This is a genomic window from Agrococcus sp. SCSIO52902 (assembly GCF_022983135.1).
Classification (GTDB): domain Bacteria; phylum Actinomycetota; class Actinomycetes; order Actinomycetales; family Microbacteriaceae; genus Agrococcus; species Agrococcus sediminis.
Map to the genome: position 1 here is coordinate 1,060,025 of NZ_CP095269.1, position 20,922 is coordinate 1,080,946.

The following is a 20,922-nucleotide window of genomic DNA, read 5'->3' on the forward strand; positions in this document are numbered from 1 at the left end:
CGCCGCTCAGTCCTTGCGCAGGCGCAGTTCCTGCATGCCGCCGTCGACGGCGAGGCTGACGCCGGTCGTCGAGCCGGCCCGGGGGCTCGCGAGGTACGCGACGGCGTGCGCGATCTCGGCGGGGGCGACGAGCCGGCCGTGCGGCTGGCGCGCCTCGAGCTGGGCGCGCTCGTGCGCCGGGTCGGGCGCCGCGGCGAGCAGACGTCCCACCCAGGGCGTGTCGGCGGTGCCGGGGCTGACCGCGTTGACGCGGATGCCCTCGCGCAGGTGGTCGGCGGCCATCGCGCGGGTGAGCGAGAGCACGGCGCCCTTCGACGCGGAGTAGAGGGCGCGCTGCGGGAGCCCCGCGGTGGCGCCGATCGACGAGGTGTTGACGATCGCCGCCGCCGTCGAGGCACGCAGGTGCGGCAGCGCCGCACGGGTGACGCGCATGATGCCGACGACGTTGACATCCCACACGCGGTGCCACTCGGCCTCGTCGTTGTCGTCGATCGCGCCGGTCGCGCCGATGCCGGCGTTGTTGATCAGCACGTCGATGCCGCCGAGCTCGTCGGCGACCCGCGCGACCGCCGCGCGCACGGAGGCGTCGTCGGCGATGTCGCACTCGACGCCGAGGTGCGCGTCGCCGGGGCGCAGGTCGAGCACGGCGACGCGCGCGCCACGATCGGCGAGCTCGTCGGCGATCGCGGCGCCGATGCCGCTGCCGCCCCCGGTGACGATCGCGACGAGGCCGTCGAACTCGCTCATGCCGAGGCCTCGGCGACCATGCGGTGGCGCTGCGTGCCGATGCCGTCGATCGCCACCTCGACGACGTCGCCGTCGACGAGGTAGGGGAAGCGGCCGGAGAGCGCCACGCCCTCGGGCGTGCCGGTGAGCACGACGTCGCCCGGGTCGAGGCGCATGTAGCGGCTGAGGTCCTGCACCACGGTCGCGGCGTCGAAGATGAGGTCGGCGGTCGAGGAGTCCTGGCGCGGCTCGCCGTTGACGCGGCTCGTCAGGTGCAGGCGGCCCAGGTCGAGCTCGTCGGCGGTGACGAGCTCGGGCCCGAGCGGCGTCGAGCCGGGCGCGCACTTGCCCTTCGACCACTGGCCGCCCGAGACCTCGAGCTGCCACGTGCGCTCGGAGAGGTCGTCGGCGACGGTGGCGCCGGCGATGCACGCGGCCGCCTCCTCCCGCGAGCCGAGGTTCCACGCGGGGCGGCCGATGACGAGCGCGAGCTCGACCTCCCAGTCCATCTTCTGCGCGTGCGCGGCGAGGGGCACGTCGTCGTCGGGGCCGCCGACCGTATTGGGGTGCTTCAGGAAGATGACCGGCTGCGTCGGCGGCTCGCTGCCCGACTCGGCGGCGTGGGCCGCGTAGTTCATGCCGATGCACACCACGGCGCCGGGGCGCGCGACCGGGGCACCGACGCGCAGGCCGTCGCGGGGCAGCTCCGGCAGCTCGCCGGCCTCCAGCGCGGCGCGGGCGCGATCGAGGCCGTGCTCGAGGAAGGCGCCGTCGATGTCGGCGGCGATCGACCGCAGGTCGTAGGCCCGCTCGTCGACGAGGGCGACGGGCACCTCCTCGCCGGCTGCTCCCAGTCGTGCCAGACGCATGTGCGCTCCTTCCGTCGTCGTCGCGCGGTCGGATGTCGAACATCCGAAGTCTCGGAGCGATCCTAGGCGATCGCGCCGCTCGTCGACAGCACTTGCCGTCCAAACATCCGATCTATAGTCTGCAATGGCCAGTCAGAGGAGCCCCGCCATGAGCACCATCGTCAGCGTCGACGTCTCGGACGTCCGTTTCCCCACCTCGCAGAGCCTCGACGGCTCCGACGCGATGAACCCCGATCCCGACTACTCGGCCGCCTACCTCGTCGTGCGCACCGACGCCGGCGACGGCCACGAGGGGCACGGCTTCGTCTTCACCATCGGCCGCGGCAACGACGTGCAGCTCGCCGCGATCGGCGCCGTCGCCGAGCACATCGTGGGCCGCGAGGTCGAGCCGCTGCTCGACGACATGGGCGCCGCCTCGGCCGAGCTGATCGGCGACTCGCAGCTGCGCTGGCTCGGGCCCGAGAAGGGCGTCATGCACATGGCGATCGGCGCCGTCGTCAACGCGCTGTGGGATCTCAAGGCCAAGCGCGCCGGCATGCCGCTGTGGCAGCTGCTCGCCCGCATGAGCCCCGAGGAGCTCGTCTCGCTCGTCGACTTCCGCTACCTGAGCGACGCGCTCACGCGCGACGAGGCGCTCGCGATCCTGCGCGCCGCCGAGCCCGGCAAGGCCGAGCGCGAGGCGCAGCTGCTCGAGAGCGGCTTCCCGGCCTACACGACGACGCCCGGGTGGCTCGGCTACTCCGACGAGAAGCTCGCGCGGCTGTGCCGCGAGGCGATGGCCGACGGCTTCACCCAGATCAAGCTCAAGGTCGGCGCCGACCTCGACGACGACATCCGCCGCTTCCGCATCGCGCGCGAGGTGTGCGGGCCCGACTTCCCGATCGCGATCGACGCGAACCAGCGCTGGGACGTGCAGGCGGCGATCGACTGGGTGCAGGCGCTCGCCGAGTTCCGGCCCCACTGGGTCGAGGAGCCGACGAGCCCCGACGACGTGCTCGGCCACGCGGCCATCGCCCGCGGCATCGCGCCCATCCCGGTCGCGACCGGCGAGCACGTGCAGAACCGCGTCGTCTTCAAGCAGCTCATGCAGGCGGCCGCCATCAGCTACGTGCAGATCGACGCGACCCGCGTCGGCGGCGTGAACGAGAACGTCGCGATCCTGCTGCTCGCGGCCAAGTTCGGGCTGCCCGTGTGCCCGCACGCGGGCGGCGTGGGCCTGTGCGAGGCCGTGCAGCACCTGTCGATGCTCGACTTCATCGCCGTCTCCGGCACGCGCGAGGGCCGGGTGATCGAGTTCGTCGACCACCTGCACGAGCACTTCGTGACGCCCACCGTCATCGAGGGCGGCGCCTACCGCGCGCCGCTCACGCCGGGCGCCGGCACCGAGATGCTCGCCGAGTCGGTGCGCGACTACACGTGGACGGGTGCGCACCGAGTCGCGACTGCGGCAGGGTAGGGGCATGTCGATCCTGGCCGACCACCCGCTCGCCTTCGGCGCCGCCACGGTCGGCAACCTCTACCGCGCGCTCAGCGACGCCGACGCGGAGGCGACCCTCCAGGCGGCGTGGGACGCGGGCATCCGCCACTTCGACACGGCACCGCACTACGGGCTCGGCCTGTCGGAGCGGCGCCTCGGCGCCTTCCTGCGCTCCAAGCCGCGCGACGAGTTCATCGTCTCGACGAAGGTCGGCCGGCTGCTCGAGCCCGTGCCGGGCGGCTCCGACGGCGACGACATGGCGCATGACTTCGCGGTGCCGCGCACGCACGAGCGCCGCTACGACGCCTCCGAGGCGGGGGTGCGCCGCAGCCTCGACGAGTCGCTCGAGCGGCTCGGCCTCGACCGCGTCGACGTGCTCTACCTCCACGACCCCGACGTGGCGCCCGAGGGCGAGCGGGCGGCGCTCGACGCCGGGCTGTCGGCGCTCGCGGCGCTGCGGCAGGAGGGCATGGCGGATGCGGTGGGCATCGGCTCGAAGTCGCTCACGGCCCTCGAGGCGGCCGCCACGAGCGGGCTCGCCGACGTGCTGATGGTCTCGAGCCGCATCACGCTGCTCGACCACTCCGCGATCGAGCGGGTCGTGCCCGCCTGCGCGGCGCGCGGCGTGGAGGCCATCGCCGTGTCGATCTTCAACTCCGGCCTGCTCGCGAAGCCGCGGCCCGCATCCGACGCCCGCTACGACTACGGCGCCGCCGACCGCGAGCTGCTCGCGCGCGCGCACGCGATCGCCGACGTGTGCGAGGCGCACGGCGTCGACCTGCCGACGGCAGCGATCGCCTTCCCGCTGCGGATGCCGACGGTGGTCGCGCGCGCCGTGAGCGCGAGCCGCCCCGCCCAGATGGCCGAGACCGGCGCGCGCGCCGCGACCCCCGTGCCGGACGCGGTGTGGGCCGAGCTCGCCGACGCGGGCCTCATCCCCGCGGAGTGCGCGTGAGGATCGACGCGCACCTGCACCTCTGGCCGTCGGTCGAGGGCTACGGGTGGCTCGACGCGTCGCTCGCGCCCATCGACCGCGGCTTCGACGCCGCGGAGGGTCGGGCGGCGATCGGCGCCGCGGGCTTCGACGCCGCGGTGCTCGTGCAGGCGGCCGACACCGACGCCGACACCGAGCACCTCCTCGCGCTCGCGGAGGCGCACGACTGGATCGCGGGCGCCGTCGGCTGGGTGCCGCTCGAGGATCCCGAGCGCGCGCGGGAGCGGCTCGACCAGCTGCGCGGCCGCCCGCTCGTCGGCGTGCGCGCGCTCATCCACGACCAGCCCGACCCGCTCCTGCTCGACCGGCCCGAGGTGCGGCGCACGCTCGCGCTGCTCGCCGAGCGCGGGCTGCCGCTCGACGTGCCCGACGCCTGGCCGCACCAGCTCGCCGCAGCGACCCGCGCCGCCGCCGAGGTCGACGGGCTCGTCGTCGTGCTCGACCACCTCGGCAAGCCGCCGGTCGATGCCGGCGCGCGCGACGCGTGGCGAGCCGGGGTGCGCGCGTTCGCGGCCGTGCCGACGACCGTCGCGAAGGTCTCGGGCCTGCACCACGCGGGCCGCGGCCTGCCGGCGGATGCGTTCGCCGACGCCTGGCGCACGGCGCTCGACGCGTTCGGGCCGGGGCGGATGCTGCTGGGCTCCGACTGGCCGATGCCGCTGCTCGCCGACGGGCTCGGCGCACTCATGGCGCCGATCGACGGGGCGCTCTCGGCGCTGTCGGAGGACGAGCGCCGCGCGATCGAGGCGGGGACGGCCCGCCGCGTGTACCGACTGGAGGAACCATGCTGAACGGGATCGATCCGCTGCTCGACGGCGAGCTGCTGCGCCTGCTCGACCACATGGGGCACGGCGACAGCGTGCTCATCGCCGACGCCCACTACCCCTCGTACGCCGCCGGCCAGCCGGTCGTGACGGTGCAGGCATCCGCCCCGCGCGTGCTCGAGGCCATCCGCTCGGTCGTGCCGTACGACGAGTACGAGGGGCCGTCGGTGCTGCTCATGGAGGCGGAGCCGGGCGAGGGCGTCGAGGTCGGCGAGGAGCTGCGCGCGGCCGCGCGCTGCCCGGAGGGGCGGCTCGCGCAGGTCGCGCGCTTCGCCTTCTACGACCTCGCGCGGAGCGCCTTCTGCGTCGTGCGCACGGCTGAAGCGCGCAAGTACGGCAACGCGCTGCTGCGGAAGGGCGTCGTCGGCTTCGGCGGCGACTGACGCCCGAGGCCCCGGGGGCTGCGCCTCGTGGGCGCGGCCGGCTACGCCTCGTCGGCCTGCGCGAGCGCCTCGCTCTCGCGCTCGGCGGCGTCGTGCAGCCAGTGCTCGACGCCGGCGATGTGCACGATCATCGCCGCGCGGGCGACGTCGGCGTCGCCCGCGGCGATCGCGTCGAGGATGCGCTCGTGCTCCTGCAGCGTGCGCGGCACCGCGTTGTCCTGCGTGAGCGCGCGCCACACGCGTGCCCGGGCGGTCTGGCTCGAGATCGTCTCGAGCAGGCTGACGAGGTAGTCGTTGCCCGTCGCGGCCGCGATCATCCGATGGAAGGCGACGTCGTGCTCCACGAGCTCGTCGCTCGGGGTCTCGCCGTGCACGGCGGTGAGGTGCTCGCGCATCGCGGCGACCTGCTCGGGCGTCGCCCGGCGTGCGGCGAGGGCGGCGGAGGCGGGCTCGACGATCCGCCGCACCTCGAAGACCTCGAGCACCGCGTGTGACTCGTGGAAGTCGAGCACGAACGACATCGCCTCGAGCAGCAGGCTCGGCTGCAGGCTCGTGACGTAGGTGCCGTCGCCGCGCCGCACGTCGAGGATGCGCATCGCCTCGAGCGCCTTCACCGCCTCGCGCATCGACGAGCGCGAGAGGCCGAGCCGCTCGGCGAGCTCCTGCTCCGGGGGCAGCCGGTCGCCGGGGCGCAGCTCGCCCTGCTGGATCATCTGCTTGATCTTGCTGATCGCGTCGTCCGTCACCGCCATGAGCCCACCCTATGAAAGATCCGACCTCTGCGGGGCGGATGCGCCATGCTGGAGTCTGCCCGTCCCCAGCGCGAAGGAGCTCCCCCATGCAGATCGGCGTCCACGGCCTCGTCTTCACCGGCGAATTCGACGAGGCGGGCCTCCGGGCCGCCATCGCCGGCACCCAGCAGGCGGGCTTCGACCTGCTCGAGCTGCCGCTCATGGATCCGTACGCCTTCGACGGCGCGCTCGTCGGCCGCATGGTCGACGACCACGGCATCGCGATGACGGCGAGCCTCGGGCTCGACGCGGCGCACGACCTCTCCAGCGAGGACGCGGCGGTGAGCCGCAAGGGCGAGAGCCTGCTCGAGCGCGCGATCGACGTCGTCGCCGAGGCGGGCGGCGAGCACCTGTGCGGCGTCATCTACTCGGCGATGCAGAAGTACATGGTGCCGCCGACCGAGGCGGGCCGGGCTGCCTCGGCAGCCGCGCTCGCGCGGCTCGGCGACCGGGCGCAGGCGGCGGGCGTCACGCTGTCGCTCGAGATCGTCAACCGCTACGAGACGAACATCGCGAACACCGCGCGCGGCGGCCTGCGGTTCCTCGAGCAGGTCGGTCACGGAAACGTGCACCTGCACCTCGACACGTACCACATGAACATCGAGGAGTCGGGGATGCTCGAGCCGGTCCTCGACGCCGGCGACCGGCTGCGCTACGTGCACATCGGCGAGAGCCACCGCGGCTACCTCGGCACCGGCTCGGTCGACTTCGGCTCGTTCTTCCGCGGCCTCGCGCGGGTCGGCTACGACGGCCCAGTCGTCTTCGAGTCGTTCTCGAGCGCGGTGGTCTCCGAGTCGCTGTCGAACACGCTCGGCATCTGGCGCAACCTCTGGGACGACTCCGCCGACCTCGCAGCGCACGCCAACCGCTTCATCCGCGACCAGCTGCGCGCGGTGGAGACGATCGCGCTGCACTGACGCCGGGCGCGCTGCCCGGCGACGCCGCTACCAGGGCAGCGCGTCGGGCAGCGGCTCCCCGCCGAGCACGTGCTGGTCGCAGAAGCCGAGCACCGCACGGTTCCACGTCACCGCGTTCGACGGGCGCAGCACCCAATGGTTCTCGTCGGTCAGCTGCAGGAAGCGGTGCGGCATCGTGGCGGGGCTCCCCGGCCACGCCGAGACGAGGTCCCACCACATGCGCATGGCCTCGCTCACCGGCACGCGGTAGTCGCGGTTGCCGTGCGTGAGCAGCATCGGGGTGGTGATGGCGGATGCGCTGTGGTGCGGCGAGTAGGAGCGGTACCACTCGGGCAGCAGGTCGGGGTGGCCGTGCACGCGCACCTTCTGCGCGGCCGCGTCGGTCGTCGCGTGCTGCTGGTCGAGCGCCCAGAGCCCCGCGTGCGTGACGATCGCGTCGAAGCGGTCGGAGTGCCCGGCGATCCAGTTGGTCATGTAGCCGCCGAACGACGCGCCGAGCAGCGCCGTGCGCGAGCCGTCGAGCGTGCGCCGCTCGAGCACGTGGTCGAGCAGCCGCTCGCACTCGCGCCACACCACGTCGGCGAGGCGCGGCCAGCCGCGGTTGAGGCCCTCGTGGCCGTACCCGGTCGACATCGCCGGGTCGGGCAGCAGCACGGCGTAGCCGCGCGCGACCGCGAGCCACGGGTTCCAGCGCCAGCTCCACGCGTTGTAGGAGCCGTGCGGGCCGCCGTGGATCCACAGCATCACCGGCGCCGGGGCCTTCGTGCTCGCCGCCTTCGGCGTGCAGAGCCAGCCGCCGACGGTCACCCCGTCGACGTCGGTCTCGACCCACTCGAGGCGGCCGGGCAGCGCGCCGATCCGGCCGGGCGCCTCGATCGCGGTCGTCTCGCCGCGCCCGCGCACGGGGATCCGCACGGGCGCCGCGGGGGTCGCCATGTCGGTGCGCAGCGCGAAGACCGAGCGGCCGTCGGCGGTCGGCGCGAGCGAGGCGTGCGGGGCGTCGTCGACGAGCGTCCGCACCCGGCCCGTCGACGCATCCACCGCCAGCACGGCGCCGCGCGAGTGCAGGTCGCCCGCGACCAGCAGCGTCGACGCATCCGCCCACGCGTACTCGGTGACCGAGACGTCGCCGACGTCGACGAGCACCGGGTCGCCGCCGCCGAGCGGGTGCATCTCGAGGAAGTCGTAGGTCGTGTCGGTGGGGCTCGAGGTCGTGAGGCGGGTGACGGCGAGCGCCGCCCCGTCGGGCGAGAAGCGCGGCCGCGCCCACTGCTGCGCGGCGGTCGCGCGCAGCAGCACGCGGCGGCGGCGCGCCCGCACGTCGACGACCGCGATCGCCGAGCGCGTCTCGCCGCCGGCGACGCGGGTGGTCCAGGTGGTGGCGACGCGCTCGCCGTCGCGCGAGAGGTCGGCGGATGCGTTGAGCAGGTTGAGCGTGTCGGCGCCGGGCGTGAGCTCGCGCACGTCGCCGTCGGGCGAGACGAGCACGAGCCTCGGGCTCACGTCGGAGACCTCGTGGTCCCAGTAGCGGATGGGCATGCCCGTGTGCCAGATGGCGGTGCGCTTCGCCTGCGTGCGCGCCTTGCGCCGCTCGGCGTCGTCGGCGAGCGTGCCGCCCGCGAGCACCTCGGTGGTGGCGAGCATCGTGCCGTCGTCGGCGACCGCGACGAGGCTCAGGCCACCGGGGGCGGATGCGACGACGTGCGCCTCGCCGTGCTCCGGCAGGCGCCAGATGGCCGCGACGTCCTCGTCGGCGGTGCCGGTCGGGTCGGGCCGTGCGGAGGAGAAGAGGAGCGAGCCGTCGGGCGCGAAGCGCGGGGCGCTCTCGCCCTTCGCCGACCACGTGAGCCGCTGCGCCTCGCGCTCGCCGGCCGGGTCGAGCTCCCAGAGCGAGGGCACCATGCGCGAGCCGTGCTCGTCGGCCTGCTGGATGACCGCCACGAGCCGTCCGCTCGGCGAGGCCGCGAGCCCCGCGTGGCGGGGCAGCCGCAGCAGACCCTCGATGTCGGTGAAGTCGTCGAATCGCTCGTCAGCCATGCCCCGACGCTACCGGTTCGGAATTCCCAACCCCGTGCATCCGTCGGTCGACCGGCTCTGTGCGCGCCCGACCGGACTATCCGGTCGGCCACGCATCTGGCCGGTCGACGAACGGCCTCGCGCACGCCGAAGGGCCCCGACCCGCGAGCGGATGCTCGCGAGCCGGGGCCCGGGGATGCGGCGGGAGCGCTACGCGATCGCCGACGCCAGCAGCCAGGCGACCGAGACGATCGCCATGCCGAGGAAGCCGACCACGGTGCACATGAACGTCCACGTCTTCAGGCCGCCCGCGACCGAGAGGCCGATGAACTTCGTGGCGATCCAGAAGCCGGAGTCGTTGATGTGCGACAGCGACACCGAGCCCATCGCGATCGCGAGGATGATGAGCGCGACCTGGAGCTCGCTGTAGCCGCCGGCCGCGACCGTCGACTGCACGAGGCCCGCGGCGGTGAGCGTCGCGACCGTGCCGGAGCCCTGCGCCACCTTGAAGATGAGCGCGAGGATGAAGGCGAGGAAGATGATCGGCACGCCGGCGTCGACGAGCATGCCGGAGACCGCGTCGCCGATGCCCGACTCGGTGAGCACGCGGGCGAACACGCCGCCCGCGCCGGTGACGAAGACGACGATCGCGGCGGGCGCGAGCGCCGAGTCCATGATGTCGCTCATGTCCTGCTTGCCCCAGCCGTGGCGCACGCCCAGCAGGTACATCGCGAGCACGCACGCGACGAGCAGGGCGAGCGCCGGCGCGCCGATGAAGGCGAGCACGTTGGCGACGGGCGTCTCGGGCTCGACGATCAGCTTGCCGACCGTGCCGATCGCGATCATGACGATCGGCAGCAGGATGAGCGCGACGACGGCGCCGGCGCTCGGCGTGGTGATGGTGCGCTCGCGCACGGCGGTCGTGGTCGAGGTGCCCGTGACGGGGTCGGCCGCGGTGAGCGCGGCCCTGCCGGCGCCGGCGCCGCCGTCGAGGTCGCGGTCGCCCGAGCCGAGGTTCGCGGCGCCCGCGTCGGCGTACTTCTCGGCGATCTCGGGCGACATCTCCCACGAGCCGCGCGCCATGATGCGCTTCGAGAGCCACCAGATGACGAAGCCCATGGGGATCGCCAGCAGGATGCCGAGGATCGTGACGAGACCCATGACATCCGGGTTCAGCAGGGTCGTCGAGCCGACGATGCCCGGGTGCGGGGGAACGGCGTTGTGGATGAACACCATGAAGACGGCCACGGGCGCGCCGAGCGCGATCGGGCTCTTGTGGCCGGATGCCTTGGCGAAGCTGAAGATGATCGGCACCAGGATGATGAAGGCGACGTCGAAGAAGATCGGGATCGCGACGAGGCCGGAGGCGATGAGGAGCGCAGGTCCCAGGCGGTCCTTGCCGAGCACCTTCGCGGCCTTGCGCGCGATGATCTCGGCGCCGCCGGTCTTCTCGATGATGCCGCCGAGCATGGCGCCGAGGCCCACGAGCAGCGCCACGTTGCCGAGCGTCGTGCCCATGCCGGCGATGACGGTCGGGATGACCTCCTGGATGGCGATGCCCGCGGCGAGCGCCGTGAGCACCGACACGGCGAGCAGCGCGAGGTACGCCGGCCACTTCAGCTTCATGACCAGGAACAGCAGCAGCGCGATGGCGACGACGGCCACCGCGATCAGGTAGATGGGGCTCATCGGGTCCTCTCGATCTTCTCGATCTTCAGCATCTTGGTGAGCACCCGGTCGAGGTCCTCGTCGTCCCAGATGCGCTTCCAGTCATCGTTGATGATGGCCTCGCGGCCGTAGTCCATGGCCAGGTGGCAGGCCTCGGAGAAGGGGTTCGAGCCGCGCAGCGCGTTGGTGAGCGCGATGCCGATGTGGCCGAAGAAGATCGCCTTGACGGCGTCCTCGGGGATCCCGACCTCGTGGATGGCGTGGTCCATCGAGTCCTTCAGGAACTGCCCGATCATGCACGCGGTCGTCTCGACGAGGGTCGGCTCGAGCTGCGCGAGCTGCTTCGTCGTGACCCAGTGCACATCGATGACGGGCGCGTAGATGGCCCGCACGACCTGCTCGGTGCGCTGCCGGGCCGCCTCGTCGTCGCCCTCGAACGAGGCGACGACGTCCTGGTCGGCCGCGATGCCGCCGAAGGTGTCGGCGTACTGCTCGACCGTGGTGCGCTCGAGGAACACCGACGGGTGGCACGGGTGCGCGCACGCCTGGTGCACGTCGTCGCGCTGCGCGAGGAGGCCGGCGTAGGCCGCGGCCGGGTCGAGCGTGAGCAGCACGGCGCCCGCCTGCATCATCGGCACGACCTGCTCTGAGACCTTGCCGAGCACGACGTCCGGCACAGCCAGGATCACGACGTCGGCGCCGGGGACGGCCTCGTCGACGGTCGAGACCGTGCGGCCGAGCGCCTCGATGTGCTCCTTGCCGGTGTCGGACGCCTCGCAGTAGTGGATGGTCGCGCCGGTCAGGTCGAGGTTGTTCGACACGCGCATGCCCATCTTGCCTGCGGCGCCGATGACGGCGACGGTCAGCGACGGGTCGAGGTCGACCTGCTTGCCGGTGAGGGGGTTCAGCTCGCTGGGACTCACGATGCTCCTTCTATCTCGGTTCTCGGTGATCGGTCTGGGGTGGCGGATGCCGTGGGTCACGGCAGCGGGTCGGCGGCGGCCGCGCGCAGCGCGGCGAGGGTCGCGGCGGTCCACTCGCGCTCGAGCGCGACGGTCGCGGCGGAGTCGCCCTGCCAAGGCAGCCAGTGCTCGACGATGGCGGCGGGGGAGCGGCCGGCGTCGGCGAGTGCGCGCAGCTCGTGGTCGAGGTCGAGCTGGCCGTCGCCCATGCGGGCGCCGGAGAGCGTGAAGCCCACCCAGCCCTCCTGGCGGGCGAAGGCGAAGTCCTTCACGTGCAGGTCGAGCGCATGCGGCGCGGCCGCGTCGATGACGTCGGCGGGCCGCTCGAGCGCGGCGATGCAGTTGGCCGGGTCGAGGGTGATGCCGACGAGCGGCGACCCGACCGCCTCGACGGCGGCGACGAGCTCGCTCGTCGGGATCTGCTCGTACGTCTCGAGCGCGAGCGCGATGCCCGACTCCTCGAGCCGGGGGAGCGAGCGCCGCAGCAGCTCGGCGACGTGCGCGGCGCCCTGCTCGGCGTCGGGCCGCTGCACCATCGAGCGCAGCACGTGCGCGTCGAGGGCGGCGGCGATGCCGAGGTAGCGGGCGAGGTGGTCGGGGTCGATGCCGCGCGTGCCGAGCTGCAGGCGCACGCCCAGGTGGTCGGCGCTCGCGCACAGCGCGTCGAGCTCGTCGGCGGTGCACTGCTCGATGCGCGGGTCGTCGCAGATCTCGAAGACGTCGCAGCCGAGCTCGGCGGTCCGCTCGAGCATGTCGGCGATGGAGAGCGGACGCGGGTGGTCGTGCCACTCCCAGAACAGGGCGTAGGAGCCGATCCCGATGTCCATGTCGCAAACCTCGTCGTGTGCTGTGCCGTCGCCCCGCGCAGCCGCTGCGGCGAGGTCGTCGTCACGCTAGCGCGGATGTCGAAACCGCGCAACCGGTTGACCAATTCTCGCCACGGCGCGGGGTACGCTCATCCCGTGTCCGACGCATCCCTCCTCGACGCGCTGCGCCGCTCGACGACCGCCACCACCTCGGTGAGCGGCTCGGTCGCGCAGCAGCTGCTGAAGCTGCTGCTCGGCGACAGCATGCGCGCGGGCGATCGGCTGCCCTCGGAGCGCAAGCTCACCGAGGCGCTCGGCGTCGGCCGCTCGGCGGTGCGGGAGGCGATCGCCGCGCTCGAGGTGCTGGGCGTCGTCGAGACCCGGGCGGGCTCGGGCACCTACCTGCGGTCGGCGACGTCTGAGCTGCTGCCGCAGACGCTCTCGTGGTCGATGCTCGTCGACCAGGAGCAGATGGAGGATGTCGCCTTCGTGCGCGCCGCGCTCGAGCGCGCCGCCGCCGAGCGGGCGGCGCAGGTCGTGACGCCGAAGGACGCCGAGCGGCTGCGCGCGCTCGTGCAGGCGCAGCGCGACGCCGACCTCGACGGCTACGTCGAGCAGGACATCGCGTTCCACCGGCACCTCGCCGCCATGGCCGGCAACGCCATCCTCAGCGACCTGCTCTCGACGGCCCGCTCGCTGCTGCGGGTCTGGTTCGAGCACGCCGTCGACGACCCGCGCGACGTCGAGACGGCGATCCGCGAGCACGCGGCGATCGCCGACGCGATCATCGCCGGCGACAGCGCCGCCGCGCAGGCCGCGATGGCCGAGCACATGGCCACCGCGACTGCGCGCATCCTGCGCGTCGCCGGCGACCGCTGACCACGCGCCGGCCGGGGGACGGCGCTGAGCGAGCCCGAAACACAGCGCCACTAGGCTCGCGGGCATGGGCGACCTCTTCGACGACTACGACAAGCCCTTCGCGAATCCGCGGAAGCGCGAGGGCACGGCGTGGGATGAGATGTTCGAGAGCAAGGGCGAGGCGCGCGGCCCCTACAAGCCGCTGTACGACGCGCTGAGCGAGCTCACCAAGGACGACCTCCGGGCCCGCGCCGACGCGCTCGCCACCTCCTACCTCGCGCAGGGCGTGACCTTCGACTTCGCGGGCGAGGAGCGGCCGTTCCCGCTCGACGCCATCCCGCGCATCATCACCGCCGAGGACTGGCGCCACGTCGAGTCGGGCGTGCAGCAGCGGGTGCGGGCGCTCGAGGCGTTCCTCGCCGACATGTACGGCCCGCAGCGCGCCGTCGAGGACGGCATCATCCCCGCGAAGCTCATCAGCACCTCCACCCACTTCCACCGCCAGGCGGCCGGCATCACCGGCGCCAACGGCGTGCGCATCCACGTGTCGGGCATCGACCTGATCCGCGACCAGGCCGGCGAGTGGCGGGTGCTCGAGGACAACGTGCGCGTGCCCTCGGGCGTGAGCTACGTCATCTCGAACCGCCGCGTCATCGCGCAGACGCTGCCCGAGATGTTCTCGTCGATGCGGGTGCGCCCCGTCGGCGACTACTGCGACAAGCTGCTGCACGCGCTGCGCGCCGCCGCGCCCGCGGGCGTCGACGACCCGCGCGTCGTGGTGCTGACGCCCGGCGTCTACAACTCCGCCTACTTCGAGCACACGCTGCTCGCGCGCCTCATGGGCGTCGAGCTGGTCGAGGGCCGAGACCTGTTCACGAGCGGCGGTCGCGTCTACATGCGCACAACCGAGGGCCCGGCGCGAGTCGACGTCATCTACCGCCGCGTCGACGACGACTACCTCGACCCGCTGCAGTTCCGCGCCGACTCGATGCTGGGCAGCCCCGGCCTCATGCTCGCCGCGCGCCTCGGCAACGTCACGATCGCGAACGCGGTCGGCAACGGCATCGCCGACGACAAGCTCGTCTACACGTACGTGCCCGAGCTCATCCGCTACTACCTGTCGGAGGAGCCCATCCTCAAGAACGTCGACACGTGGCGGCTCGAGGATCCGGGCGCGCTCGAGGAGGTCATCGACCGCCTGCACGAGCTGGTCGTGAAGCCCGTCGACGGCTCCGGCGGCAAGGGCCTCGTCGTCGGTCCCGACGCGACGCAGGAGGAGCTCGAGGCGCTCAAGCAGCGACTGCTCGACGACCCGCGCGGCTGGATCGCGCAGCCGGTCGTGCAGCTATCGACCATCCCGACGCTCGTCGAGGACGGCATGCGCCCCCGCCACGTCGACCTGCGCCCCTTCGCCGTCAACGACGGGAAGGATGTGTGGGTGCTGCCGGGCGGCCTCACCCGCGTCGCGCTCCCCGAGGGCCAGCTCGTCGTCAACTCCTCCCAGGGCGGAGGCTCGAAGGACACCTGGGTGCTCGCCGGCGCCCGCGAGCAGCTGCCGCAGATCGACCACGACGCCGAGTTCGGCGCGAGCGGCGAGCCGCTCACGCGCCCGATCAGCATCGTCGGCGGCCATGAGCACCCGCAGGACCAGAGCCCGCAGGACGCCCCCCGCGGCCGCGCCGGCCAGGAGGAGCAGCAGCAGCAGGCGCTCGACCCCGCCGGTCGAGGAGCCGCCGCAGGCGGCGTCTCGAGACCATCCCGCACCGAGCAGACAGGAGGTGAGCGCTCATGATGCTCAGCCGCATCGCCGAGAGCCTGTTCTGGATCGGCCGCTACATCGAGCGCGCCGACGGCACCGCGCGCATCCTCGACGTCTACCTGCAGCTCCTCCTCGAGGACGTCGCGGTCGACGAGGACACCGCCTGCCGCGCCCTGCTCGGCGTCATGGGCCACGACGCGCCGCCGGATCGCAAGCTCACCCGCGTCGACGTCGTCAACACGCTCGCGACCGACCGCACGCAGCCCGCCTCGATCGCCTACTCGGTGAACGCGGCGCGAGAGAACGCCCGCCGTGCGCGCGAGATCATCTCGACCGAGCTGTGGGAGGTGCTGAACGCCACCTACGCGAACATGCCGCGCCGCGTGAACCCCGAGCAGGTGCACGTCATGTTCGGCTGGGTGCGCGAGCGCGCGGCGCTCGCGGGCGGCATGGCCGACTCGACCGCGAGCCGCGACGACGCGTGGAGCTTCTTCACGCTCGGCCGCTTCATCGAGCGGGCCGACATGGTCGCCCGACTGCTCGCGACCCGGGCGCTGACCGAGGCATCCGGCCCCTCGTGGACGACCATCCTCCGCTCGGTGGGAGCCTACGAGGCGTACCTGCGCACCTACCGCGGCGTGCCCTCGAGCACGAACGCGGCCGAGTTCCTGCTGCTCGACCGGCTCTTCCCGCGCTCGATCCTCTTCTCGGTGCGCGGCGCCGAGGAGTGCCTGCAGGACATCGAGCCGAGGCAGGACCGCATCGGCTACGTCGACCAGGCCCAGCGGATGCTCGGGCAGATCCGTGCGGAGCTCGAGTTCACGCCCATCCAGGAGATCATCGAGAACCTGCCGACCGTGATGGACAAGGTGCAGACCACGACGACCGCCGTCTCGCACGCGGTGCGGGAGCGCTACTTCCCGACCCACAACATGCCCGCCTGGACGAGGGAGGCATCGTGAGCCGCATCCGCATCCGCCACACCACCGGCTACCGCTACGAGCAGCCGGCCGTCGCCTCGTACAACGAGTCGCGCATGCTGCCGTCGACGAGCGACGGCCAGTTCGTCATCTACTCCAACCTCGACATCCGCCCCAACACCTCGATCAACACGTACGAGGACTACTGGGGCACGAAGGTCGTCTCGTTCGACGTGCTCGCGCCGCACACCGAGCTGCAGCTGACGGCGACGAGCCTCGTCGAGGTGCGCCCGCGCCTCACCGGCGGCCACGACCTGTCGTGGGAGCAGCTCGAGAAGGTCGCCTCGCGCGCCACGCAGCACGTCGAGCAGCTCGGGCAGACGGTGCGCACGCGCCCGACCGACGACCTCGTGCGGGCGTCGCAGGAGATCAAGGATGCGTCGCCGTCGCCGGGCGCCGCCGCATCGGCCATCGCCCGCATGGTCGGCGAGGAGATGGAGTACATGTCGGGCGTGACGCACGTGCACACGCTCGCCTCCGAGGCGTGGACGAACCGCAAGGGCGTCTGCCAGGACATCGCGCACATCACGATCGGCGCGCTGCGGGCGGTCGGCATCCCGGCGCGCTACGTGTCGGGCTACCTGCACCCGCGGCCGAACGCGCAGATCGGCGAGACGATCCGCGGCGAGTCGCACGCGTGGGTCGAGTGGTTCACCGGCGAGTGGAACGCGTGGGACCCGACGAACCTCATCGACATCGGCGAGCGGCACGTGAAGGTCGGCCTCGGCCGCGACTACAACGACGTGCCGCCGCTGCGTGGCGTCTACGCCGGTGCCGGCAAGTCGCAGCTCTTCGTGAGCGTGGAGATCACGAAGGAGAGCTGACCGGCGGAGCATGGCGCGGCGGAGCACTCCCCGTCAGGTGCGCATCACGATGTGCGCGGGCGGGCGGAGGTCGAACGCCGGCGGGGGCGGACCGTCGGGTCGCGCCCGGGCCATGCCGCGCAGGCGTGCCTCGACGGATGCGCGGGGGCGCCGTGGCGCGCGGACCGTCGGCACCGGGGATGACGGCGGCACTGCGGGCGCGAGCTCCGATCCGGCGGCGAGCTTCGGGCTGATGGCCGCGTCGGCCGCGATCCTGACGGCCGCGGCGCTCGCCGCGGCGCTCGCCGCGGCGTGAGCGGCCGTCGCGACTCGCGCGGATCCTGCAGCGGTCGTGGTGCGCCGGGTCCGGGCGTAGCGACTCGCGGCGTGCAGCTCGGCGACGACGCGCCAGTCGCCCGGCCGGTCGCTCGCGGTGACGACGCGGAGGCGGCCTGCGTGCACCTCGTGGTGGCAGTGGCTGCACAGCAGCACGCCGTTGTCGATGTCGGTCGCGCCGCCCTGCTCCCACCAGACGACGTGGTGCGCCTCCGTCCAGGCGACCGGCATCCCGCAGCCCGGGGTGATGCAGCCCTGGTCGCGCTTGGCGAGCGCGGCCTTCTGCGCGCGGCTGAACAGGCGGTCGGCGCGGCCGAGCGCGAGCGGGTGCCCTCGCTCGTCGAGCACCACCTTCTGCACGAGCGCATCGCACAGCAGTCGGTCGACTGTCTCGATCGGCACGAGGTCGCCGGTGTGCTCGATGGTGAGGGTGCGATCGGCGTGCTCGACGCCGTGCAGGTACGCCGCGTACGCGTCGATCGTGCCGGTGAGCACGAGCGTCGGCGGCTCCCCGCCCGCGACCGGGGCGCCGCCGGAGGAGGCGTGCGCCTGCACGAGCGCGATGAGCACGTCGTGGCGCTTCTGCTCGGGCGTGCGGTCGTCGACCGGCTCGTCGGTCCGGAGATCGGCGGGAGCGCTGAGGGCCTCGATGGTGCCGTCGTCAGAGCCGACATCGGCCCCCGCCCCGCTGTCTCGGAACGCGACCCGCACTCGTGGCGACGTGTACGCATCCAGCAGCGCCTTGAGGGCGGACCCCGCCTCGGGCGGACACAGCATCTGCAGCTGCCACATGCCGTCGGGCTGCTGCCGCAGGCGCAGGCTGCGCAGCGCCCGCTGCCGCTCGGCGCTCGGGAGCACGCCGTCGGGATCGAGCACCGCGACGTAGGCGCGTGCCTGCGTGACGAGCAGCTCGGGACCGAGCGGCCAGTCGGGGTCGGTCGCCGCCGTCACGAGCTGCTGCTCGGCCCAGGCGAGCTGGTCGAGGTCGGCACGGGGCGCCGCAGGCTCGAGCTGCTGCACGATGGCTCGCGCCTGCGGCAGCGAGATGGCGGCGGCGTCGAGCGCCTGCGCCACGCGCGGGTAGCGCGCGGCGATGTCGGCGCCCGAGACCCCCACTGCGGGTCTCGTGGCCGCGGCGAGTGCGAGCATCGCCTGCGCGTCGCCCGCCCGGATGCCGAACGTCGACGCGACGACCTCCTTCGCGCTGCGCTGCCCGAGCCGGCGGCACAGCGACTCGTCGACGGAGCCTCGCGACCGCTCGGCGATCTCGCCGGCCAGGCGCACGCGCTGCGCGTCGACGATGCGCGAGAGCTCAGCGGTGCGCGCGAGCAGCTCGACGACCTCGGCGTCGGAGGCGCGCGCGAGGTCGGCGGCGCCGGTGAGCATGGCGCGCGCGGCCTGCACCGCTGCCTCCGCCTGCTCGATCATCGTCACCCTCGACCCCTTCGTCGCCACCAAGGTAGAGGGGGCCACTGACATCGGAGGCGGCCTGTGCACGGGGCGCGTCGAGAGCGTCGACGGCCCTGGCGAGTGCCTCCGCGGCACGCCTACCCTGGCCGCATGTGCAGGAACATCACCGAGCTGCGCGGCCTCGAGCCGGCCGCGAATGACGACGAGGTCGAGGCGGCTGCGCGCCAGTACGTGCGCAAGGTGTCGGGCATCACGCATCCGACCGACCGCACGCGCGAGGCGTTCGAGCGGGCGGTCGCCGAGGTCGCGCACATCACGCGGCACCTGCTCGACGACCTGCCCGAGCGGCGCCAGCCGCCGAAGACGGTGCCGCCGCTGCGCCGCCCCGAGGTGCGGGCGCGCATCGCCGAGCGGGAGGCGGCGGCGGCCGCGAGCTGACGCTCATCCGCTGGTCGAGGAGCACCCCTCGCTGGTCGAGGAGCGCTCGGCCGGAGGCCGAGCGCGTCTCGAGACCACCGCGCATCCACGGCCCAACGGTTCCCGACGCCCGGGACGGGCGTCGGCGCTGGCGTCGCGGCGGAGGCCCGAAAGGGCCTCCGCTCATAGCTCCAGCGCGCGCATCTGGCGCAGGATCTCGTCCATCACCCGCATGATCGCGACCGACTCGTCGAGCGGCATGAGCTCGCTCTCGAGCTTGCCCGAGGCGATGCAGAGCTCGACCTCGGCGGCCTGGAACTGCATGCCGCGCCCCAGCATGTCGGGCTCGAAGGCCTCGGCGATCGCGGCGTGGTCGGATGCGTGGCGGCGCGCGTAGCGGGTCCAGGTGTAGAACGCGGGGTCGAGCTCGATGACGCCGTCGGTGCCCGAGATCGTGGCGCGGTTGGAGCCGAGCGTCTCCATCGAGAACGTCACGGTCGAGATGCCGCCGCCGGCGTGCTCGAGGATGGCGGCGCCCCGGTGGTCGACGCCCGCGGCGTCGACGACGCCCGACGCCTGGATGCGCGTCACCGGTCCGAGCACGGCGTGCGCGAGCGAGACGCAGTAGACGCCGAGGTCGAGCAGCGCCCCGCCGCCGAGCGACGGCTCGATGAGGCGGCTGCCGGGGGAGAGGTCGAGCATCTGCGAGTGGTCGGCGTTCACCGCGACGACGTCGCCGAGGTCGCCTGCCGCGATGCGCTCGCGCACGGCGACCATGGTCGGCAGGAAGCGCGTCCACATCGCCTCCATCACGAAGACGCCCTTCGCGCGCGCCGCGTCGACGATCGCCTGGGCGTCGTCGCCCGTGGTGGTGATCGCCTTCTCGATGAGCAGGTGCTTGCCGCCCTCGATCGCGAGCAGCGCGTGCTCGCGGTGGTGCGAGTGCGGGGTGGCGATGTAGATGACGTCGACGTCGGGGTCGGCGACGAGCGCCTCGTAGGAGGCGTGCACGTTGGGGATGCCGTGCTCGGCCGCGAAGGCTGCGGCGCGCTCGCCGTTGCGGCTGCCGACGGCGACGAGGCGGTGGCCGCCGGTCGCGAGGTCGCGTGCGAAGGCGTCGGCGATGCGGCCGGGCCCGAGGATGCCCCAGCCGGGGCAGGTGGTCGTCATGTCGCGACTCTACGGGCGCGCCGCGCTCAACCGCACCCCGCCCCTGACGGGTTCGCCATGCAGTCGCCGTTCGTCAGCACGGTGTCGACCTCGAAGACCTTCACGTCGACGGCCGGCGCCTCGACCGGCAGCGTGCCCGGCACCGCGAACCAGCCGCCGCCGGCGTCGACCTCGGCGGTGAAGACGACGGTGACGGATGCGCGCACATCGTCCGTCGTCGCGTACGCATGGCTCGTGGCCGTCTCGGTCCACGACTCCTCGGGCCCTCGCCAGGCGGCGCCCGACGCCTCGGTCTCCTCGACCGTGCCGTCGCCGTAGTCGAAGACGTACGACGAGGGCGTCCACCGCACCCGGATGGGCACGTCGAAGAGCTCGCCGTCCATCGTGTGCGCTTCGGCCGTCGCGTAGAAGTTCGTCGGCGTGCCGACGACGCCCCACCCGTCGGGCTCGACGACGAGTTCGCCGACCAGCGGCCGGAACGCGGCGAGGTCGTTCATGGTGATCGGCTCGCCGACGTCCGCGACTCCGGGGCGGTTGTCGATGACGCCGAAGTTCAGGCGACCGCATGAGTCCTCTGTCCCGCCAGCCGCGAGGCACTCTTCATACGGTGACAACCGCTCCTCGATGATGACGGGCGAGGTGCCCTCGCCCGGAGCGCCGGGTTCCGGAGGGCCTCCGATCGTGCCCCCGATCACGACTGCACCCTCGACTATTTCGACGGTGCAGAGACCCGCGGCCACTTCAGCTTCAGAGCAG

Annotated in this window: 20 protein-coding genes; 10 read left to right on the top strand and 10 right to left on the bottom strand. The window is 73.1% G+C overall.

Annotated elements, in window-relative coordinates; all coding sequences use genetic code 11:
- Nucleotides 1-6: 6 nt before the first annotated feature.
- Nucleotides 7-747: an SDR family oxidoreductase gene (locus MU522_RS05260; protein WP_246992966.1), complete on the bottom strand. Its 741-nt coding sequence runs from the start codon at nucleotides 745-747 to the stop codon at nucleotides 7-9.
- On the bottom strand, nucleotides 744-1,595 hold the full coding sequence (locus MU522_RS05265; RefSeq protein WP_246992969.1) for a fumarylacetoacetate hydrolase family protein: 852 nt from the start codon (nucleotides 1,593-1,595) through the stop codon (nucleotides 744-746). Before MU522_RS05265 ends, MU522_RS05260 begins: the two co-directional genes overlap by 4 nt.
- A gap of 148 nt (nucleotides 1,596-1,743) precedes the next feature.
- Here MU522_RS05265 and MU522_RS05270 point away from each other — a divergent pair, with 148 nt between their 5' ends.
- From MU522_RS05270 to MU522_RS05285, 4 genes are read left to right on the top strand one after another with little or no spacing between them, the layout of a single operon-like run.
- Nucleotides 1,744-3,051: an L-fuconate dehydratase gene (locus MU522_RS05270; protein ID WP_246992971.1), complete on the top strand. Its 1,308-nt coding sequence runs from the start codon at nucleotides 1,744-1,746 to the stop codon at nucleotides 3,049-3,051.
- Nucleotides 3,052-3,055: 4 nt separating this feature from the next.
- Entirely contained in the window at nucleotides 3,056-4,027 is a 972-nt protein-coding gene (locus tag MU522_RS05275) for an aldo/keto reductase (protein WP_246992973.1), read from the top strand.
- Nucleotides 4,024-4,857 carry an amidohydrolase family protein gene (locus tag MU522_RS05280; RefSeq protein ID WP_246992975.1) on the top strand — a complete coding sequence of 278 codons (834 nt, stop codon included), beginning with the start codon at nucleotides 4,024-4,026 and terminating at the stop codon, nucleotides 4,855-4,857. The genes MU522_RS05275 and MU522_RS05280 overlap by 4 nt, the downstream gene beginning before the upstream one ends.
- Nucleotides 4,851-5,273: an RbsD/FucU domain-containing protein gene (locus MU522_RS05285; protein ID WP_246992977.1), complete on the top strand. Its 423-nt coding sequence runs from the start codon at nucleotides 4,851-4,853 to the stop codon at nucleotides 5,271-5,273. The genes MU522_RS05280 and MU522_RS05285 overlap by 7 nt, the downstream gene beginning before the upstream one ends.
- A gap of 41 nt (nucleotides 5,274-5,314) precedes the next feature.
- Here MU522_RS05285 and MU522_RS05290 read toward each other — a convergent pair whose 3' ends face one another.
- The gene (locus MU522_RS05290; protein WP_146354452.1) at nucleotides 5,315-6,025 is read right to left on the bottom strand and encodes a FadR/GntR family transcriptional regulator; all 711 of its coding nucleotides are present in this window, start codon (nucleotides 6,023-6,025) and stop codon (nucleotides 5,315-5,317) included.
- Nucleotides 6,026-6,111: 86 nt separating this feature from the next.
- Here MU522_RS05290 and MU522_RS05295 point away from each other — a divergent pair, with 86 nt between their 5' ends.
- Complete coding sequence (locus tag MU522_RS05295; protein ID WP_246992979.1) at nucleotides 6,112-6,981, top strand: sugar phosphate isomerase/epimerase; 870 nt, start codon at nucleotides 6,112-6,114, stop codon at nucleotides 6,979-6,981.
- Nucleotides 6,982-7,008: 27 nt separating this feature from the next.
- Here the strand turns inward: MU522_RS05295 and MU522_RS05300 are convergent, their stop codons facing one another.
- From MU522_RS05300 to MU522_RS05315, 4 genes are all read right to left on the bottom strand, one after another.
- Nucleotides 7,009-9,018 carry an alpha/beta fold hydrolase gene (locus MU522_RS05300; protein WP_246992981.1) on the bottom strand — a complete coding sequence of 670 codons (2,010 nt, stop codon included), beginning with the start codon at nucleotides 9,016-9,018 and terminating at the stop codon, nucleotides 7,009-7,011.
- Between the two features lie 189 nt (nucleotides 9,019-9,207).
- Entirely contained in the window at nucleotides 9,208-10,686 is a 1,479-nt protein-coding gene (locus tag MU522_RS05305; RefSeq protein ID WP_246992983.1) for an SLC13 family permease, read from the bottom strand.
- Entirely contained in the window at nucleotides 10,683-11,588 is a 906-nt protein-coding gene (locus tag MU522_RS05310; protein WP_281440023.1) for a phosphogluconate dehydrogenase C-terminal domain-containing protein, read from the bottom strand. The genes MU522_RS05305 and MU522_RS05310 overlap by 4 nt, the downstream gene beginning before the upstream one ends.
- 56 nt (nucleotides 11,589-11,644) lie before the next feature.
- Complete coding sequence (locus MU522_RS05315) at nucleotides 11,645-12,454, bottom strand: sugar phosphate isomerase/epimerase (protein WP_246992986.1); 810 nt, start codon at nucleotides 12,452-12,454, stop codon at nucleotides 11,645-11,647.
- Nucleotides 12,455-12,589: 135 nt separating this feature from the next.
- Between MU522_RS05315 and MU522_RS05320 the strand changes: the two genes are divergently transcribed.
- From MU522_RS05320 to MU522_RS05335, 4 genes are all read left to right on the top strand, one after another.
- Nucleotides 12,590-13,312, top strand: coding sequence for an FCD domain-containing protein (locus MU522_RS05320; protein WP_246992988.1), 723 nt, complete (start codon nucleotides 12,590-12,592; stop codon nucleotides 13,310-13,312).
- A gap of 64 nt (nucleotides 13,313-13,376) precedes the next feature.
- Nucleotides 13,377-15,083 (top strand): circularly permuted type 2 ATP-grasp protein, encoded by a 1,707-nt coding sequence (locus MU522_RS05325; protein WP_246992991.1) that lies wholly within the window; start codon nucleotides 13,377-13,379, stop codon nucleotides 15,081-15,083.
- Nucleotides 15,083-16,012, top strand: a complete 930-nt coding sequence (locus MU522_RS05330; RefSeq protein WP_128189099.1) for an alpha-E domain-containing protein — start codon at nucleotides 15,083-15,085, stop codon at nucleotides 16,010-16,012. The genes MU522_RS05325 and MU522_RS05330 overlap by 1 nt, the downstream gene beginning before the upstream one ends.
- Complete coding sequence (locus MU522_RS05335; protein WP_146354418.1) at nucleotides 16,009-16,854, top strand: transglutaminase family protein; 846 nt, start codon at nucleotides 16,009-16,011, stop codon at nucleotides 16,852-16,854. The genes MU522_RS05330 and MU522_RS05335 overlap by 4 nt, the downstream gene beginning before the upstream one ends.
- A 33-nt stretch (nucleotides 16,855-16,887) precedes the next feature.
- Here MU522_RS05335 and MU522_RS05340 read toward each other — a convergent pair whose 3' ends face one another.
- Nucleotides 16,888-18,597 carry an HNH endonuclease signature motif containing protein gene (locus MU522_RS05340; protein ID WP_246993460.1) on the bottom strand — a complete coding sequence of 570 codons (1,710 nt, stop codon included), beginning with the start codon at nucleotides 18,595-18,597 and terminating at the stop codon, nucleotides 16,888-16,890.
- A gap of 132 nt (nucleotides 18,598-18,729) precedes the next feature.
- Here MU522_RS05340 and MU522_RS05345 point away from each other — a divergent pair, with 132 nt between their 5' ends.
- Entirely contained in the window at nucleotides 18,730-19,017 is a 288-nt protein-coding gene (locus MU522_RS05345) for a DUF2277 domain-containing protein (RefSeq protein WP_246992993.1), read from the top strand.
- Nucleotides 19,018-19,179: 162 nt separating this feature from the next.
- Here the strand turns inward: MU522_RS05345 and MU522_RS05350 are convergent, their stop codons facing one another.
- Together MU522_RS05350 and MU522_RS05355 are read right to left on the bottom strand one after the other, a co-directional pair.
- Entirely contained in the window at nucleotides 19,180-20,166 is a 987-nt protein-coding gene (locus MU522_RS05350) for a Gfo/Idh/MocA family oxidoreductase (RefSeq protein WP_246992996.1), read from the bottom strand.
- Between the two features lie 26 nt (nucleotides 20,167-20,192).
- Entirely contained in the window at nucleotides 20,193-20,663 is a 471-nt protein-coding gene (locus tag MU522_RS05355; protein ID WP_246992998.1) for a hypothetical protein, read from the bottom strand.
- Nucleotides 20,664-20,922: the final 259 nt, after the last annotated feature.